Origin of the sequence: Larkinella soli (assembly GCF_003703975.1) — a bacterium.
Taxonomy (GTDB): Bacteria; Bacteroidota; Bacteroidia; order Cytophagales; family Spirosomataceae; genus Larkinella; species Larkinella soli.
The window spans coordinates 327,885-346,663 of sequence record NZ_QTJY01000005.1 but is presented as its reverse complement, the minus strand read 5'-3'; the positions used below and the strand labels follow the sequence as shown (position 1 = coordinate 346,663).

15 protein-coding genes are annotated in these 18,779 nt (G+C 58.5%); 12 read left to right on the top strand and 3 right to left on the bottom strand.

What is annotated here, in order from left to right:
- The 6 genes from DX909_RS29555 to DX909_RS15090 all read left to right on the top strand — a co-directional run.
- Nucleotides 1–397, top strand: a 397-nt coding sequence (locus DX909_RS29555; protein WP_164851292.1) for a hypothetical protein, incomplete at its 5' end; no start/stop codon positions are given.
- Nucleotides 398–548: 151 nt separating this feature from the next.
- The gene (locus tag DX909_RS15110; RefSeq protein ID WP_128546019.1) at nt 549–1,874 is read left to right on the top strand and encodes a hypothetical protein; all 1,326 of its coding nucleotides are present in this window, start codon (nt 549–551) and stop codon (nt 1,872–1,874) included.
- 11 nt (nt 1,875–1,885) lie between these two features.
- Nucleotides 1,886–3,673, top strand: a complete 1,788-nt coding sequence (locus DX909_RS15105; protein ID WP_128546018.1) for an ABC transporter ATP-binding protein — start codon at nt 1,886–1,888, stop codon at nt 3,671–3,673.
- A gap of 112 nt (nt 3,674–3,785) precedes the next feature.
- Nucleotides 3,786–4,628, top strand: a complete 843-nt coding sequence (locus DX909_RS15100) for a serine/threonine-protein kinase (RefSeq protein WP_128546017.1) — start codon at nt 3,786–3,788, stop codon at nt 4,626–4,628.
- A 77-nt stretch (nt 4,629–4,705) separates the two neighbouring features.
- Nucleotides 4,706–4,909: a hypothetical protein gene (locus DX909_RS15095; RefSeq protein WP_128546016.1), complete on the top strand. Its 204-nt coding sequence runs from the start codon at nt 4,706–4,708 to the stop codon at nt 4,907–4,909.
- A gap of 6 nt (nt 4,910–4,915) precedes the next feature.
- Nucleotides 4,916–5,278: a type II toxin-antitoxin system VapC family toxin gene (locus tag DX909_RS15090; protein ID WP_128546015.1), complete on the top strand. Its 363-nt coding sequence runs from the start codon at nt 4,916–4,918 to the stop codon at nt 5,276–5,278.
- Nucleotides 5,279–5,288: 10 nt separating this feature from the next.
- Here DX909_RS15090 and DX909_RS15085 read toward each other — a convergent pair whose 3' ends face one another.
- Entirely contained in the window at nt 5,289–6,617 is a 1,329-nt protein-coding gene (locus DX909_RS15085) for a sensor histidine kinase (RefSeq protein WP_128546014.1), read from the bottom strand.
- 3 nt (nt 6,618–6,620) lie between these two features.
- Nucleotides 6,621–8,006, bottom strand: a complete 1,386-nt coding sequence (locus DX909_RS15080; protein WP_128546013.1) for a sigma-54-dependent transcriptional regulator — start codon at nt 8,004–8,006, stop codon at nt 6,621–6,623.
- A 299-nt stretch (nt 8,007–8,305) separates the two neighbouring features.
- Here DX909_RS15080 and DX909_RS15075 point away from each other — a divergent pair, with 299 nt between their 5' ends.
- The 5 genes from DX909_RS15075 to DX909_RS15055 all read left to right on the top strand — a co-directional run bounded on the left by DX909_RS15075 (nt 8,306) and on the right by DX909_RS15055 (nt 15,596).
- On the top strand, nt 8,306–9,553 hold the full coding sequence (locus tag DX909_RS15075) for an efflux RND transporter periplasmic adaptor subunit (RefSeq protein WP_128546012.1): 1,248 nt from the start codon (nt 8,306–8,308) through the stop codon (nt 9,551–9,553).
- 38 nt (nt 9,554–9,591) lie between these two features.
- Nucleotides 9,592–10,269: an ABC transporter ATP-binding protein gene (locus tag DX909_RS15070; protein ID WP_128546011.1), complete on the top strand. Its 678-nt coding sequence runs from the start codon at nt 9,592–9,594 to the stop codon at nt 10,267–10,269.
- 104 nt (nt 10,270–10,373) lie between these two features.
- Nucleotides 10,374–10,577: a hypothetical protein gene (locus tag DX909_RS15065; protein WP_128546010.1), complete on the top strand. Its 204-nt coding sequence runs from the start codon at nt 10,374–10,376 to the stop codon at nt 10,575–10,577.
- Nucleotides 10,578–10,593: 16 nt separating this feature from the next.
- On the top strand, nt 10,594–13,014 hold the full coding sequence (locus tag DX909_RS15060) for an ABC transporter permease (protein WP_128546009.1): 2,421 nt from the start codon (nt 10,594–10,596) through the stop codon (nt 13,012–13,014).
- 164 nt (nt 13,015–13,178) lie between these two features.
- A complete protein-coding gene (locus tag DX909_RS15055) occupies nt 13,179–15,596 on the top strand; it encodes an ABC transporter permease (RefSeq protein WP_128546008.1) in 2,418 nt (805 codons plus the stop codon).
- A gap of 139 nt (nt 15,597–15,735) precedes the next feature.
- On the opposite strand, the gene DX909_RS15050 is transcribed toward DX909_RS15055, so the two are convergent.
- On the bottom strand, nt 15,736–16,179 hold the full coding sequence (locus DX909_RS15050; protein WP_128546007.1) for a PDDEXK family nuclease: 444 nt from the start codon (nt 16,177–16,179) through the stop codon (nt 15,736–15,738).
- A gap of 124 nt (nt 16,180–16,303) precedes the next feature.
- Here DX909_RS15050 and DX909_RS15045 point away from each other — a divergent pair, with 124 nt between their 5' ends.
- Nucleotides 16,304–18,769 (top strand): ABC transporter permease, encoded by a 2,466-nt coding sequence (locus tag DX909_RS15045; protein ID WP_128546006.1) that lies wholly within the window; start codon nt 16,304–16,306, stop codon nt 18,767–18,769.
- The last annotated feature ends 10 nt before the right edge of the window (nt 18,770–18,779 follow it).

Sequence of the window (18,779 nt, the reverse complement as noted above, 5' to 3'; positions counted from 1 at the left end):
GCCGGGCTTCGGCGATGGTGATCGTAGTGTCCGATTGGGGGAGGACATCGGTTTTCGTTTGGTTATCATGTCGGCAGGAGATGGCGAGGGCGATAACCAAAAGCGGCAGAGCCAGACGTTTGAACCGGTTTTTCATGATGAATCTTATCGGAATGGTTGGTCGATCGGCAGCAAATCCCTGTCGAGAAATTCCAGCTGTAACCAATTTGACGTACAACCAAACGATAAGTCACTTCAATACGGCAAACTTTATCAAAAGGGAACCACCCCCGGCCCCCTCCTTGATAAGGAGGGGGTGGATTCTCCTTTTTGTCATCCCGAGGAACGAGGAATCTTATGCTTCGGCACTCATGGTGACCGGTTATTAGGCCACAAGATCCCTCCTGCATCAGGATGACAAAGGGTGGCAGCGCGCACCCCCTCCTGATTTAGGAGGGGGTCGGGGGGTGGTATATAGGTTTTCCTGTACTCAAAATGTAGGTCTTTGCGGATTGAACCGGGGGGCGGTATACGTGACCTTTGTTATGGTCTAATCACCATGTCCCAACATGCAAGCCGCTCTACCAACTTCTGCCCCTGCCGTCCTCCCTAACCCGGATGCCGATGCCCAAAACGAGGGATTTTTTGGGGTGCTTTACGACATCATCCGTAAGCACCCGATTCTGTTCACCGCCTTTTTCATGATCCCGTTCGTGGCCCTGCTCATCTCGCTGGGCTTCAAATGGTATTACGTGTTCAACGATTCGACCCACTACCTGTCCGGCTTCGAGATCGACCCCGCCACCGGCCGGTGGACCGACGGAAAAGCCTATTTCAGCCCCGGCATCGACCGCTACATCCGTGAGCTGGACATCGCCGGTCTGCTGGGCGGGATCGTCGGCATCTTCATCGGCCTGTATGTGACCGTAACGACCGAGAAAGCTAACCGCCAGAAGGAGAGGGCCAACCAGCAGGAGATGGAGCACCTCAAGACGCAGACGCACCTGCTCGTCCAGGCTACGCAGTCGCTCAATACGCTGATGATCGACGTGAGCGGCAAGGTGAACGAGAAAGTCCTGCTCATGGAAGGCCCCGACGAGGTGCTGGCGGGCATCGGTCGGGTGATCGAATCGGCCCAGTCGCAGGGGAACGACCTGCTCGTGCTGTCGAACACCGCCCGGGTAGAAGCCATCGCGCCATTCCGGATGGACTATGTCGCCAAGCACGCCCAGCTGAAACCGCACGAACTCCGCAACGCCACCCAGTTCGATTACGCCCGGAAAGCCGAAGCGCTGATCCGCGACTGCACCGACGTGGAAAATAAACTGAAAGGGGCCGCCATCTATCTCCAGAATATGGGCAGCGATGCGCACGTGGAGTTCGTCACGCTCAACGACGAAAACGAAGGCGCCAACCACGCTTTTCTGAAATACCTCGGCAAGGTGGTTAACGAACACATTTCGGTGGAAACCTATCGCCCCGGCAGCAACGCGGTCCTGAACGCGCTCGACAGCGTTCCCCATCATAACCGCTTCCTTGTACCGACTTCCGGCCATGAAACGATGGAGCCGAAGGCCTTGCTGGTCAACCAGTTGTATGGCGAACACGCCAGGGCCATCCGGGAAATGCAGGAACTCGGCATCCGGGTCACGAAAGCCAACAAGACCCTGCCGGTGCAGCTATACATCAGCGCTCCCCGCGAGAACAAACCGGGCATCTACCGCGGCCTCTGCGTCTGCATTCTCGGCAGCGGCTCCAACGCCAGCGGCCGGGCCACCAAGCTGACGGCCTTCCTGACCGAAGACCCGCACATCGTGGCCTCGATGACCGAACTGTTCTATGATTACCAGACGGACGGACGGCTCAATACGCAGGAATTTGTCCGTCAACTTTAAGCGTTCCGACCATGTCGACTCTGGTCCTGATCCGGAAACTCTGGCCTTTTGTTCGTAACTACCGGGCCAGCCTCGCGCTGGCCCTTTTCCTGACCACCCTCGGGGCGCTGCTGGCGCAGGTGACACCGCTGGTGATGGAATACACCGTCAACACCGTGCAGAATCTGCTGAAGCAGCCCATTGATCAACAGGAGGTAACCTGGGTGGTGGGCAGCCTGGTCGGCATCCTGCTCACGAAAGAACTGATCAGTCTGCTGGTGCAGCTCGGACAGAAGTTTCTCAGCGACCGGCTGCGGTTCCGGATGGCTGCCGACCTCTATGACTATACCATCAGCCGCGTCGTTTCCTACCACCTTTCTTTTTTTGCCCTGAGCGGCAACCAGACCGGAAAGCTGGAGAAACGCATCGATAAAGGCATCGAAAGCCTGACCAAAACCGTCAAGAATCTGTTCGTCGACATCGTGCCGATGCTGGCCAACGCGGCTTTCGCGCTGGTGCTGATCTACAACAAAAACCTGGGCGTCGGGCTCGTGGCTACGCTGGTACTGCCGCTGTACGCCTGGATCAGCCGCGAGCAGACCAACCGCCAGAAGCAGATCCGCCGGAACATCCAGGAAGTGCGGGAGAACAAGGCCAACGCCCTGTTCGGACTGCTGGAGTCTATCTTTGTGGTAAAATCGTTCGTCCGGGAAGACTATGAACGCGGGCGTCAGCATGACCTCAACCTGCGGCTCTGCCACAACGAGATCCGCCACCACCGCACCAACTACTGGTTCGACGGCCTGAAAAGCATTGCCGAACAGGTGGGCATCGTGCTGGTGTTCGTGGTGACGATCTATTTCGTGCTGAACCGCCAGATGTCCGTCGGCGCCATTCTGCTGCACATCATGCTGTTCAACAACGTCTCGGCTCCGGTCCGGCACCTGCATCGCATTTACGACGAATACACGGAAGCACTGGTCTATGCCGAAGGGTTTTTCGACATGATCGAGAACGACGACTATCTGCTTCGGCGGGGGGCGCTGAAAACCGCCGAATGGAAGGGCCATTTCGCGTTCCGCAACGTAGATTTCGTTTATCCCAACGGCAAACAGGCGCTGAAAAACGTGACGATCGACCTGGAGCCGGGCAAGGTGACGGCCCTGGTCGGGCTGTCGGGGGCGGGGAAAAGTTCGGCGCTGAACCTGCTGGCCGGCTTCTACGACCCGACGCGGGGCAGTGTGCTGCTTGAGGGAAAGCCGCTGGCCGACTACGACAGTGAATTCGTGCGCGGGAAGGTCGGGCTGGTGCTTCAGAAAAACCACATCTTCGCCGGCACCATCGAGGAAAATATCCGGTACGGCCGGCACGACGCGACGCCCGCGGAAGTGGAGGAAGCCGCCCGCCAGGCCAGCCTGCACGAGCAGGTGATGCAGCTTCCGCAGGGGTACCAGACCGACGCGCGCTCACTCTCAGGCGGTCAGCAGCAGCGCATCGCCATCGCCCGGCTGTTCCTGAAAAACCCGCCGGTATTGTTCCTGGATGAGCCGACGGCCAGCCTCGACGCCATCACCACCGAGCAGATCAAGGGCAGCCTCGACGCCGTCAAGCAGGGCCGGACGGTGCTGATCATCTCCCACAACATCAGCCAGATCATGGACGCCGACCGGATCTACGTCCTTCAGGAAGGGGAGGTGGTCGGGCAGGGCACCCATGAATCACTCTACCGCGAAGGCGGCCTCTACCGAGAAATCATCGACTCCAACGCCAGAACCCTGAACATCAGCCGGCTGGCCGCGACGGTGCTGGAAAAATTGTAGAATAAATGAATGATTGAATGACGGTTCGCCGTAGCGATTGAATGGGCTTCGCAGTGCTGAAAATGGCAGCGCCCATCCAATCATTCAATCATTCAACAACTCAACAACTCTTATGCCTCAGCTCCGCGGATATACATTGACCCAGTGGCTCGGCTCCGGCGGGATGGGCGAGGTCTATCAGGCCTGGCATGCCGATACGCAGCGGACGGTGGCGATCAAGCTGCTGCGCCGGGTCGAACAGGCGGAGCGTTTCCGGAACGAAGCCGCCGTGCAGGCTACCCTGCGGCACCCGAACATCGCCCTGGTCTATGAATTCTTTATTGAGGGTGGTCAATCCTGTCTGGTGATGGAATACATCGACGGACCGACCATCGAGCAGCAGATCCGGAAAGCCGGCCCGATGTCCGAAGAGACGGCTTTTCGGCTGCTCGAACAGGTGGCCTCGGCGCTGCAATATCTTCATGGGAAGGAGATCGTACACCGGGATCTGAAAACCGGGAACATCAAGATCACCCGGTCGGGGACCGTTAAACTGCTGGATTTCGGCCTGGCCCGGCTGGCCGGTTCGCCCAAGCTTACGCACCAGGGGTACCTCGTCGGAACGGCTTCGTCCATGGCTCCCGAACAGTTTTCGGGCGAGAGCAGTGCGGCCTCCGACTGCTGGGCGCTGGGCGTTCTGCTCTATGAAATGCTGACCGGTTACGCGCCGTTCGGAGGCAATACCGAATCGGAAATCGGCCGCCTGATCCGTAAAGCCGATTACATCCCGCCCAGAAAACTGAATGCCAAGCTGTCACGGACTGCCGAACGGCTGATCGACCGGCTCCTGACGGTTTCACCCCAGCGCCGGCTCACGGCCGCACAGGTCGTCGAAGCGCTCCGGAACCCGCAACTGCTCGACTCCCCGGACTGGCTGGGGCAGATGCGCAAGTGGTGGGAGCGGGTGAAACCGTGAGAGTGAAACAAATTGATTTCAAAAATTGTAATTTTGAGGAAACCCCGGCGATATGGAAATTAGAATAAAGGTTTCGGATGCTGAAACTCCATTATTTTCTGGAGCTTTTGAAAAAATTCGATTTTGTCGAAGTGGAAAGGGTAGAAAAAATGGTTCCAACGATCAGTAAAGGCAATAAGAAGATTGATCCGAAAGCCTTATTTGGCGTTTGGAAAGGAAAAAACGTCACGCTTGAACAACTTCGGCAGGCCGGTTGGTCCCGCAAGCCTCTGGCAGAATGATTCTCTGTGACACAAATATTTTTATCAGTGCCTTCAGTGGTCCAGAGTACGATTGACGCTTTGGAACAAATCGGATTCAATAACATTATCATTTCCTCGGTTACGGTCATGGAATTATACCAGGGAATGGGCAATAAAACGGAACTGGCCCAAATGCAGCGGAAACTGCGTTTTTATGACGTCCTTCACATGGACGAAGCCATTTCTGCAAAAGCCGTCGAATTCATCGAAAAATTCCGATTAAGCCATCATCTTCAAATTCCGGATGCCATCATCGGAGCATCGGCGTCCGTGTACCAGATTCCACTTTTTACCTACAACACCCGGGATTTTAACTTTCTGCCCGATATTATTCTGTATCAGGAATAAACAGAATCTCTTAAAAAATCATCAGGAACGTGCTGCCCCGGCCGGGCGTGGAGGTGGCTTTCAGCTGGCCGTTGTGGAGCTGCATGATCTGGCGCGACAGGCTGAGGCCGATGCCCGAACCGGTCTTTTTGGTGGTGTAGAACGGGATGAATATTTTCTCCAGCGCTTCGGGTTCGATGCCGGGGCCGTTGTCGGCGACGCAAAGCACCACCCGGTTGTCCTCCTGTTTGGCCTCCAGCCGGATTTTGGGCTTGCGGTGGCCTTCGAGGCTTTCCATGGCGTTCTTGATCAGGTTGATCAGTACCATCTCGATCTGGCCGGCGTCGGCGAAGATCATCAGGTACGACGGCACCGGCGGAGCCTGCAGGATGATGTGCCGCTGCTGGAGGTCGGTCTGAACCAGGGCGATGACGTTCCGCAGCAGGTTTTCGACCGAAACCTCCGACAGCCGCGGCTGCGGAATGGCCGTGAAGCTCCGGTAGGCGTCGACGAACCGCATGATGCCCCGGCCACGGTGTTCGATGGTCGTCAGGGCTTCCCGCAGGTCGGCGACCGACTCCTCAGGAGCACCCAGAAGTTCCGTGTTCACGATCTGCTGCATCGTCCCGACCAGCGACACGATCGGCGTGACGGAGTTCATGATCTCATGACGGAGTACCTTCGTCAGGTTCTGCCAGGCTTCCAGCTCCTTCTGCTGTAGTTCCGAACGGATGTTCTGGATCGAAGCGACCGTCACCGGCCGGCCCCGCAGGCTGACCGTGGCGCAGCGAACCGACAGCTCCTGCTCGAAAGCCGTCTGGTAGATGGCCGGCGTACTGGAAGGCGTTGCCGTCAGGATATCGAACAGGCCCGGATGGACCGCCTGCAGGTCGGTCAGTTTCCGAAGGCGGTAAATCCCGAGGAGCCGCAGCACCGCCTGGTTGACCATTTCCACGTTGCCGACCATGTCGAACGAGATCAGCCCGACGCTCACCTGCTGAACGATGGTATTGAGGTAATGCAGATTGGCTTCTTTCTCGGCCCGGGCCTGGCGGAAGGCTTCCAGGACCTCGTTGAACTGCTGGTTGAGTTCCTGAAAACTGGGGCCCAGCTCGTTGTCGGATTTGAACGTAATGGCGAAATCCGAATACCGTACCGATTCCATGAACCGCGTCAGCTTGCGGTTCAGGCTGGTGATATAGTGATGCAGGTTGACGGTCTGTACCGTGAGCACGATCACTCCGACGCCGACGAGCAGCGACCGGCTGGCCGGCACGGTCCACCAGGCGTAGGCGATGAGCAGACAGGTCAGCAGAATGACGACAATGCGGATGACAAGCCCGGTGGCGAATCGTTTCATAGCTTAGATCCCGTACTTCTCCAGCCGCCGGTACAGCGCCTGCCGCGATAGTCCCAACTCCCGCGCCACTTCCGTAATGTTGCCGTGGTATTTCTGCATGGCGCCCTGAATCAGCTTTTTCTCCATGTCTTCGATCTGGAGGTTTTCCTGGAAAGGCAGTTCCTTCTCGGTCGGGATGGAGGCCAGGGGCGTCGTGCCGAAGTAAAAGTCTTCCGGTTCGAGCACGTTGCCCTGCGCCAGAATCACGGCCCGTTCGATGGCATGCTGCAGTTCGCGGACGTTGCCCGGCCAGCGGTATTGCTGCAGCTGGCGGGCCAGCGCCGGGCTGATGCTCGCCACCTTCCGGTTATATTGCTTCCGGTAGGACTTCAGGAAAAATTCGCCCAGGGGAAGGATGTCCTCCGGCCGTTCGCGCAGGGGCGGGATATGAATTTCGATGGTATTGATCCGGTACAGCAGATCCTGCCGGAACGAGCGGTCGGTCACGTGCTGATAGATGGGAGAGTTGGTGGCGCAGATCAGCCGGACGTCGATAGCCTTGGATTTGTTGGACCCGACCCGCGTCACGACCCGCTGCTGAAGCACCGTCAGGAGCTTGGCCTGCTGGGGCAGCGAGATGTTGCCGATCTCGTCGAGGAAGATCGTGCCGCCCTGGGCTTCCTCGAAGCGGCCGGCGCGGTCTTCGCGGGCGTCGGTGAAGGCGCCCTTGACGTGGCCGAACAGCTCACTCTCGAACAGGCTGTCGCTCAGTGCACCGAGGTCCACGCTGATAAACGGCCTGTCGCGCCGGTGCGAACGCTGGTGCAGCGCCCGGGCCACCACGTCCTTGCCGGTGCCGTTCTCTCCGAGAATCAGCACGTTGGCGTCGGTTTCGGCCACGCGGTCGACCGTGGCGAACACCTGCCGCATGGCCGGGCTGACGGCGATGAGGCTGGAGGAGGTTGCCAGCGTGCCGGTGGCTTTCGCTTCACTTTTCGGCTTGCCCGCAACGGCTGCGTCGCCGTCGCTGCGGCCGGTCTGTTCGAGGGCGTTCTGCAGGGTAGCCAGGAGCTTTTCGTTCTCCCAGGGCTTCAGTACGAAGTCTTTCGCGCCGGCCTTGATGGCCCGGACGGCCATCTCGACGTCGCCATAGGCTGTGATCAGCACCACGGCCGTGGTGGGGTTGATGTCCAGAATCCGGTCGAGCCAGAGGAAGCCTTCGCGGCCGCTGCTGTTGTCGCGCTGGAAGTTCATGTCCAGCAGAACAAGGTCGTAATGACCGTTATTAATCAGGAACGGAATGCGCTCGGGATTTTTTTCGATGTCGACCTGAGGGTAATGGCGCTTGAGCAGAAGTTTTGCCGCGCTCAGGACGTCGACATCATCATCGATAATTAAAATTTTTGACATAGTGTAGGGTCTGCAACTATCGGGAGAACGTTGCCGACAGGACTGCAAAAGTTGTACCCGGGAGCGGGGTTTCTCATTTTCAATAGTTTGCAATATAATACATTTTCGGCCGTGTCCGAAACCGGACAAAACTTGTCCGAAGGTGGACAGAAATTATTCTTTTTACGAGAATTAAAACACTGATTATCAGTAGTCTTAAATTACTGGCACGTCAATTGGCTATAAGCTGGCAAGGGTATCACTTACCAATCTCATCAATCGAATAATCAACCGACCCCCGGGTCAATCTTTGAAAAGTAATGGATCGCGTATTACCAAAACGATTTTGGACCAGCCAGCGGATCGCCATAGCGGTCGGTGGCATAGCGGTAATTGGATTGCTGGCCTATAACTTTATCTGGGCCGATCACCGCTCCAAGCTCAACGTCGAAAAAGATAAGATTACCGTCTCCACCGTTTCCACCGGATCGTTCGATGACTTCATTGCCGTAACCGGGGTGGTTCAGCCGCTGAAAACGATTCGACTGGACGCCATCGCCGGTGGGTATGTCACCGACAAACTGGTCGAGGGCGGCACCATGGTGAAAGCCGGTGACGTGCTGCTGAGACTGGAGAACCAGAACCTGCGGCTGAACTTCCTTCAGTCGGAAACGGAAGCCAACCGACTCGTCAACGATTTGCAGAACACCCGCCAGCGGCTGCGGGTCGAGCGGTATACGCAGCAGAAAACCCTGTCCGATCTGGATTTTCAGCTCGACCAGGCCCGCGACGCCTTCGAGCGGCAATCCCGGCTGTTTAAGGAGAAAGCCATTCCCGAGCAGGACTACCTGACCGCCAAACGGGCCTACGACCGGCTGGTCGAGCAACGGAAAATTGAGGTGGAATCGCAGAAATACCAGGAGGAAAACTCCAAGCTTCAGATCCGCCAGCTGGAAGAAACGCTGTCCCGGACCCAGAAAAACGTGGCTCTCTGGCAACAGACGCTGAACAACCTCGTCGTGAAAGCCCCGGTATCGGGTCTGCTCTCGTCGATGGACGTGGAAGTCGGGTCGAACATCAACCAGGGTCAGAACATCGGCCAGATCGATGACCTGAACGGCTTTAAAATGCGGGTCGGCATCGACGAACACTACATCAGCCGCATCTTTGCCGGACTGAAAGGCTCGTTCGAGTTCAACGGCAAGAATCACGAATTGCAGATTACCCGGGTGTATCCGGAGGTCCGGAACGGCCGCTTCGAGGTGGACATGATCTTCCCGAAAGGCGCTCCTGAAGGCATCAAACGCGGGCAGTCGACGCCGATTCAGCTCGAGCTGGGCAAGGCGTCCAAAGCCACGCTGCTGCCGCTGGGCGGGTTCTTCTCGGATACGGGCGGCAACTGGGTCTACGTGGTGGATCCGTCCGGCAAACGGGCCTCCAAACGGTCGATCACGCTGGGCCGGAAAAATCCCGAATACTTCGAGGTGCTGAGCGGTCTGCAACCCGGCGAACAGGTCATTACGAGTTCCTACGAAAACTTCGGCGATAACGAGGTGCTGGAGTTCTGAGAGGGAATGGAATCCTAACATGAAAAAACCGATAAACGATGATAAGAACTGTTAACCTTCAGAAAATCTTCGCTACCGAAGAAGTCGAAACCACCGCCCTGCACGGAATTTCCATGGACGTCAAAGACGGTGAATTCGTGGCCATCATGGGTCCGTCCGGCTGCGGCAAGTCCACCCTGCTGAACATCCTCGGTCTGCTCGACAACCCCTCCGAAGGGGAATACCACTTCTACGGTACGGAAGTAGCCCGGATGTCGGAGCGCCAGCGGGCACAGTTGCGGAAGGGGTCTATCGGTTTCGTTTTCCAGAGCTTCAACCTCATCGACGAGCTGACGGTCTATGAAAACGTCGAATTGCCGCTGCTTTACCTGAAAACGCCGGCCGAGGACCGCAAGAAGCGCGTCGAGGAAGCCCTGGAACGGATGAACATCATGCACCGCCGGAACCACTTCCCGCAGCAGCTCTCCGGGGGGCAGCAGCAGCGGACCGCCATCGCCCGGGCCGTCGTGGCCAAGCCCAAAATGATCCTAGCCGATGAACCGACCGGTAACCTCGATTCGGCCAACGGCGAAGAGGTGATGAAACTGCTCAACCAGCTCAACACGGAGGGAACCACCATCATCATGGTGACGCACTCGCCCTACGACGCCGGTTTCGCACACCGCATCGTCAACCTGTTCGACGGGAAGATCGTTACCGAAAACTTCCACGTCTGAGTGCCCGTCCTGAACTGTGATTACGGTTGTAAAATGACGGGCCCTGTTTTTAAGCAAGAAATCATTCCATCGACATAATCCCGGTTCAGGACTGGACCCCTTTCATGAAAAAGCTTCTTCTGTTTCTCCTCTTCGTCGTTGCAAGTCTGTCGGCCCAGGCCATGGGCCATCCGCACAATGTTTTCTCGGCGCACCGCAAGGCGAAACAGTACGTTCCGAAAACGACCGAGTGCCAGCAGCGTACGGTCTGCCAATGCTCGAAGCGGACGCTGATCGAGTACGTCCGTGCCACCTTAATCAAAGCCTGAGGCTGCTTTCTTCGCCATGCTGGTCAACTATCTCAAGATTGCGCTCCGCAACCTCTGGAAGCACAAGACGTTCGCACTGGTCAATGTTCTCGGTATGTCGGTGGCTTTTGCGAGCTGCCTTCTGCTGTTTCTGACGGCCTGGCATGAGCTTTCCTTCGACGATTTCCACGTCGACGGCGACCGGATGTTTCTGGTCTACGAACAGGCCGGTCCGGCCAATCGCGGAGCTGCCATGGCCGCTCCGCTCACCCCGGCGCTCCGGAAGGAGTTCGGGTCCGAGCTGACCCACATCAGCCGGGTGGTCGACGGCGGTGATGCCGTTCGGGTGGGCGATCAGGTGCTGGAGAAAAGCATCCGGTTCGTCGATCCCGACTTTCTGAAGATGTTTTCCTTCCCGCTGGTCAAGGGCAGCGCCGATGCCGCCCTGAACAGCCTCAGCAGCGCGGTCGTGAGCGAGAAGGCCGCCAAAGCCGTTTTCGGTGATAAGGACCCCATCGGAAAGACGGTCTTTTTTCGGCTGAACGACTCCTGGAAACCCTTCGTGGTGTCGGGCGTCGTGGCCGATTTTCCGGAAACTTCGAGCATCCGCTACGACTTCATCGCCCGGTTCGAGGCCCATCCGGATTACCAGAATAATAAGGACCAGTGGGACAATCAGTACCACTCGGTGTTCGTCCGGCTGGCCGACCGGATCGACGAGACGGCCTTCGAGCAGCGACTTCGGTCGTTCTACAAAAAATATTTTGCCGGAAATCTCCGCAACCTGAAGCGCGACGGCGGCCGGCCCGACGAGAACGGCGACCTGGCCAGCCTGCGCCTGCTTCCGCTCCGCGACCTCCATTTCGATACCGAGATCGGCGGGGGCAACGGCACACCCGTCAAAAAATCCTATCCGTACCTGCTGCTGGTGGTGGCTGGCTTCATCGTGCTGATCGCCTGCATCAACTTTATCAACCTGTCCACGGCCCGTTCGCTGACCCGCTCGCGCGAAGTCGGCATGCGGAAGGTGCTGGGGGCACTCAAGACCCAGCTGGTGTTCCAGTTCTGGGGAGAGGCCCTCATCATCTGCCTCATGGCCCTCCTGCTGGGCGGGGTGCTGACGGCTTCGCTGCTGGCCCAGGTGAAAAACCTGCTTCGCAGCGCCCCCTCCACGGACTACCTCTTCGAGCCGGCCGTGATGGCGACCATTCTGGTTGGTTTTCTGCTCATTACGCTGCTGGCGGGCGGCTATCCGGCCTGGTTCATGGCCCGCTTCAATACCATCCAGGTGCTGAAGGGCCGGCTCTCGCTCCGGGGTGCCGGGTCATTGCGAAACACCTTGCTGATCGTCCAGTTTTCCATCGCCACCTTTCTGATCGCCTGTACGCTGATCGCCTGGCAGCAGATCGACTTTCTCCGGAGCATGCCGCTCGGCTACAACGAAAGCCAGGTGGTGAGCATCCCGGTGGGCAGCGCGGTCAACGGCCGGCAGGCCCTGAAACTCCTGCGCGACCGGCTGGCCCAGGAACCCCGCATCCTCAGCGTCACGGGGGCTTACAAGAACTTCGGTCGGGGGCTGGACGGATCGTCGTTTACGTCGATCATGGGCTTCGACCACAAGAACCGGCAGGTGAAAACCCACTGGCAGCCGGTCGATTACGACTACCTGAAAACGCTCGACCTGAAACTGCTGGCCGGCCGGGATTTCTCCCGGACCTATGCGACCGATACGGTCACGAGCGTCATCATCAACGAAGCGATGGCGAAGGAACTGGGCGAGAGAAACCCGGTCGGAACGCTGCTGAACGTCGATGAAAACGGACCGAAACTGCAGGTGATCGGCGTCGTGAAGAACTACCACCACGAGTCGCTCAAGAAATCCATACAGCCCAATACGCTGGTGATGCACCAGGGCTGGCCGATCTTTTACATCCTGATCAAAATTGCGCCCGACAACGTGCCGTCCACGATGGGTATGCTGAAAGCCGCCTGGACGGAAGTCGCCCCGCGTTCGTCGTTCGAAGGCAGCTTCCTCGACGAAAACACCGACCGGCAGTACCAGACCGAGGAACGGCTGTCGCAGCTGTTCATCAGCGCGGCCGTGGTCGCCATCCTGCTCTCCTGCATGGGGCTGTTTGCCATTGCCGTGATGGTCATTGCCCAGCGCACGAAGGAGATCGGCGTTCGGAAAGTGCTGGGGGCCAGCACGTCCAGCGTGGTTTCGCTGCTGTCTCGCGATTTTCTGAAGCTCGTGCTGATCGGGATCGTCATTGCCTCACCCGTCGCCTGGTGGATGATGCGGCAGTGGCTGGAAGAGTATGCCTACAAGATCGACGTCGAGTGGTGGGTGTTTGTGCTGGCGGGCCTGCTGTCCATCCTGATCGCCTTCGTGACGGTCAGTTTCCAGAGCATCAAAGCCGCCCTGACGAACCCGGTGAAAAGCCTGCGGTCGGAGTAAGACCACCCCCCATCCCCCTCCTTTTGAAGGAGGGGGTGGCTTTGCAGGAACTGGAGAGTGGCGGAGCACTCCCCCTCCTGTTTTAGGAGGGGGCCGGGGGGTGGTCCAGCCGGGAACAGCCTCTACTACCTAACACCCTCCGACCCTCTAAACCCAAACGACAAATGCTACGGAACTACCTCAAAATCGCTTTCCGGAACCTGGTCCGCCACAAGGCATTTTCGGCCATCAACATCGTCGGGCTGGCGATCGGGCTGGCGGCATGTCTGCTGATTCTTCAGTATGTGGCTTTCGAGCTGAGTTACGATAATTTCCACCAGAACCGCGACCGTATCTACCGCGTCCGGCAGGACCGGTACGACAACGGCAAGCTCAGCACCCAGTGGGCGGGCGGGGCGCAGGCGGCCGGCAACTCCTTCAAAAAAGCCTTCGCCGAGGTGGAGGATTACGTGAAGGTGCTGAAACGGAGGGCGGCCGTGGTCGACTTCGGCGACAAAAGCCAGAAGGCAGAGCGGGTCTTCATCGCCAGTGAGTCGTTCTTTAAAATCTTCTCCTTCCCGCTGCTCTCGGGCGACGTCAACACCGTTCTGAGCGAGCCCAACACCGTCGCACTTTCCGAATCGCTGGCCCGCAAGCTGTTCGGCAGCCAGGACCCGATGGGAAAAACCATCCGGATCAACCGGAAAAATGCCGTCCGCGTGACCGGCGTCTATCGGGACATGCCGGCCAACAGCCACCTCAAAGCCGACCTGCTTATCCCGCACCTGACCTTCATCAAGGAGGTCGGGGCGGAAAACAACCCCGACAACGCCTGGATGTGGGACGGCGCCCTGTCGTACCTGCTGCTGCGGCCGGGCATCGACCCGCAGGCACTGGAAGCCAAATTTCCGGCCTACATCAAAAAGACCATCGGGGCCGAACTGAAGAAATACAACGCCGACGCCGTCTACACCCTCCAGCCGCTCCGTGACATTCACCTCTATTCGCATTTCATGGAGGAAGCCGAACCGAACGGCGACGGCAACACCGTCTATCTCCTGCTCGGCATCGCCTTCTTCATCGTCGTCATCGCCTGGGTCAACTACATCAACCTGGCCACGGCCCGGGCCATCAACCGGGCGAAGGAGGTGGGCGTGCGCAAGGCCGTCGGGTCGCAGCGGAGCCAGCTCATCCGGCAATTCCTGTTCGAATCGCTGCTGCTCAACGCCTTCGCCGTCGTGCTGGCGCTGGTGATGGTGGCGGCCGCCCTTCCGGTATTCAACAGCATCTCGGGTCAGCAGCTGACGCTCTCCCTGCTCGGCAACAAACTGTTCTGGCTGGCTCTCACCGGCCTGTTCGTAATCGGCGTGTTCTTCTCGGGCATCTACCCGGCTTTCGTGCTGTCGGGCTTCAAGCCGGTGGCCGTCCTGAAAGGCCGGATGGTGACCTCGCGGCAGGGCATCGTGCTGCGGAAATCGCTGGTGGTGTTCCAGTTTGCGGCTTCGCTGTTCCTGCTGGTCGGGACGCTGGCCGTGTTCCGGCAGATTCAGTTCATGCGGGAGCAGAACCTGGGGCTGGACATCGACCAGACGCTGGTGATCAGCCGCCCCATCGTCGTGACGGATTCCACGTTCCTGCAACAGATGAATGCCTTCAAGGGCGAACTGCTCCGCCGGGCGGGCATCCGGAACATCGCGGCCTCCTCGGTGGTGCCGGGTGAAGCGTCGGACTGGAACGCGGGCGGCATCCGGCTCAAAGGCACCGACGAAAGCAAAGGAACCCAATACCGGGTCATCGCCGTCGATTACGATTATCTGCCGACGTTCAACCTGAAGCTGCTGGCCGGCCGAAACTTCTCGAAGGAGTTCGGTGCCGATCCCAAGGCGCTCATTTTCAATAAAAAAGCCGTTCAGCAACTGGGCTTCAACAAACCGGAAGACGCCATCGGCAAGCAGATCGAGTTCTGGGGGGAGACGTTCACGCTCGTCGGGGTGACGGACAATTTCCACCAGCAGTCGCTGCGGGACGCCTATGAACCGCTGATCCTCCGGCTCATCCCGGACGTTCGCGGTTATTTCTCGGTAAAAATGACGCCGAAAAACCTGAACGCCACCATTGGCGACATCCGCAGCGAATGGAACCGGTTTTTCCCCGGCAACCCCTTCGAATATTTCTTCCTGGACGAACATTTCAACGCGCAATACCGCGCCGATCAGCGGTTCGGGCAGGTGTTCGGCTTCTTCACGGGGCTGGCCATTCTGGTCGCCTGTCTGGGTCTGTTCGGGCTGGCCTCGTTCACCACGGCCCAGCGGACGAAGGAAATCGGCATCCGCAAGGTGCTGGGCGCCAGCGTCGGCGAGATTCTGCAACTGCTGTACCGGGAGTTTGCGGTGCTGGTCCTGATCGCCTTCGTGGTGGCGACGCCTATTGCGTGGTACGCCGTCAGCCGATGGCAGGAGGGGTATGCGTTCCGGGCCGATCTCCAGTGGTGGCTGTTCGCCCTGCCGTTCGTGCTGGTGCTGCTCGTCGCCCTGCTGACGGTTTCGTTCCAGACCCTGAAAGCGGCTTTGATGAACCCGGTCACGTCGCTGAGGAGCGAGTGAGATGGGGTTTGAGGGTTTAGGGGTTTAGGGGTTAAGGAGTTTGGGAGTTTGCGTGTTTAGGCTGGAAAATAGGAAGTGGACACCCCAACTCCTCAACACCCAAACTCCTAAACTCCCCAACTCCTAAACCCCCCAACTCCTAAACGAACTGACCCAGGTCCAGGCCGAGCACCTCCGAAAAGGAGCCGGGCTCGCTGAGGCCCTGGTCGCCGAAGCGGTAACGGAGCCAGTGGCCGGTTTTGTAGTCATAGATAAAGCCTTCGCGGATGCCGTACAGGTCGCTGTCGATGAGTTGAATAACCTTCTGAAGGTCTTCTTTCAGTCCTTTGGAATGACCTACTTCGATAATGACCGGGGTCTGGTCCGTCTCGTTGTCGCACAGGGAAACGTCGGGCACCGGGCTGGCTTTCCCCTCGTCGAGCATGGTTTCCGGCAGGGGTTCCAGTCGAATGGTTTTTTCCCGATAATAAAGAACGCCGAGGCCCATCGTCAGTTTGGCGATGGCCCGCTGATGAGCGGCCGGGGCCCATACACCCTGCTCTTCGTGAAGAAGTGAGGGAGCCGAAAGGGGTGGGAAGTACATAACAATCCGGTTGATGCCGGTAAACCTACTGAAAAAGGAAGGATTCGGCAATCCCGCCGTCCCCGTCAATTACCCGATAACCAAATACCGGCCACCCGTGGGCGGTGGTCAAAAAAGAACACGTATGCTAAGGAACTATCTGAAAATTGCCGTCCGGACCCTGCTGAGGAGCAAGTCGTTTTCGGCCATCAACATTCTGGGTCTGTCCGTCGGGATGACCTGCTGCATGCTCCTGCTCCTCTACATCCGCAGTGAACTGTCGTTCGACAAACACCACGAGCACGCCGGCGAACTATACCTGATGGGTCAGAAAACCACCATCGGGCGCGGAAGCAGCGGGGCCGGCAACGACGAGAGCGGCCATGCCTCGGCGCCGTTCGCCTTCGCCCTGAAGTCCGAATACCCGGAGATCGCGCAGGTCAGCCGGCTCTGGGTCAACCTGATCGACGACAAGGCGCTGCTTCAGGTGCGCCAGCAGGGAAAAGCCCTCAAGTCATTCTACGAAACCAAAGGCTACCAGGTCGATTCGACCTTTTTCGAACTGTTCTCCTACCGGTTTACCGAAGGCAGCGCCCGCACGGCGCTGAGAGAGCCAAACACGGTCGTGCTGTCGGAAGAAGTGGCGCGGAAGCTGTTCGGCGATGCGCCGGCCCTGAACAAAGTCATCCGCATCGGCGGCACGTCCGGCAACGGCCAGGATTTCAGGGTGGCCGGTGTTTACAAGGACGAAGGCGCCCGCTCGCACATCGACGCCCGGTTTTTTCTGCCCCTGTCGGCCGGCTGGGTCGGCGATTTCATGCGCCGGCAGCGCGTCGATTTCGCCAGCAACAACATGTTCTACCATTACCTGCGGCTGCGGCCCGGAACCGATCCGAAGCAACTGGAGCGGAAGTTGCCGGGCTTCATCGAAAAATACGCCCGCAACGACCTGAAGCTGGCCGGTTTCGACAAAAAGCTGTTTCTGATCCCGGTTCCCGAAACGCACCTGTACGACCGGATCAACGATATCGTTACCCCGACCAACAGCACCACCTATCTGTACATTCTGGCTTCCATCGCCCTCTTCACCCTGCTGATTGCCTGCATCAACTTCATGAACCTCAGCACGGCCCGCTCGGCCAAACGGGCGGCCGAAGTCGGCATCCGAAAGGTGATGGGCGCGGAGCGGGGAGCGCTGGTCGGGCAGTTTCTGGGCGAGTCGATGGTGCTGTCCCTGCTGGCGCTGGTGATCGCCCTGGCGCTGGTGAGCCTGCTGCTTCCGGTGTTCAATGGTCTGACGGACAAGTCGCTGTCGGCCGCGGAGCTGTTCGAGCCGAAGATTCTGCTGTCGTTCATGGGGCTGGCTCTGCTGACGGGTCTGGTGGCCGGCAGCTATCCGGCCTTCTATCTGTCGCTGTTCAACCCGGCGCTGGTGCTGAAGGGCAAATTCGCCAATACCCTTTCGGCGGTGGCCCTTCGCCGGGGGCTGGTCGTGTTCCAGTTCGTCGTGTCGATCGGGCTGGTACTGGCGACCTTCGTCATTCAGGAACAGATGCGGTATCTGCGCAACAAATCGCTGGGCTTCACCCAGGATCAGCAGATTGCCGTTCCGCTCCGGGGCGACGAGTCACGGCAGATCTACAATACCTACCGCACCGAAATCCTGAAGAACAACCAGGTGGTGGCCGCGGCCGGCACGCAGTATTACCCCGGCATCATCAACCCGAGCGATTTCAGTCTCTACCGCCCCGACCAGTCGGTCAAGGAAGGCCAGATCGTCAAGACCAACTGGGTCGACTACGACTACCTCCAGACGATGGGTTTCAAACTGGTGGCCGGCCGGATGTTCTCGCGGCAGTTTCCGGGCGATACCAACAACCGGATGGTCGTCAATGAAGCCACCCTGCGGAAGTTCCAGATACCGCTCAACAAGGCCATCGGCCAGCAGCTTATGTTCGACTGGCAGGGCGAAACGAACCGCTACGAGATCGTCGGCGTCCTGCGGGACTTTCACTTCGAAGACCTGCATAAAACCATCGAGCCGTACGGTTTCATGCTCAATAACCGTCCGAGCTACGGCTACATCATCGTTCACGTCAGCACGGCGAATATGTCGAACGTGCTGGGCTTCCTCGAACAGAAATGGAAATCCCTGCGTCCCGACGAACCGTTCGAGTACACGTTTCTGGACGAGGATTTCCAAAAGAATTACCGGGCCGAGGCCCGGACGTCGCGCATCGTCAGCTACTTCACGGCCATCTCCATCCTGATTTCCTGCCTCGGCCTGTTCGGACTGGCGGCTTTTGCGGCCCAGCAGCGGACGAAGGAGATCGGCGTGCGCAAGGTGCTGGGCGCGTCGGTGACCAACATCGTGCTGATGCTTTCCAAAGACTTTCTGAAGCTGGTACTGATCGCCATCCTGATCGCGTCGCCGATTGCGTGGTGGGCCATGAGCAAGTGGCTCGAAGACTTCGCCTACCGCATCGATATTCCGTGGTGGGTGTTCGTCGTGTCCGGGGTGCTGGCCGTGGCCATCGCCTTCCTGACCGTCAGCTTCCAGAGCATCCGGGCGGCTCTGATGAACCCGGTGAAGAGTCTGCGCAGTGAATAACCCTAACCTC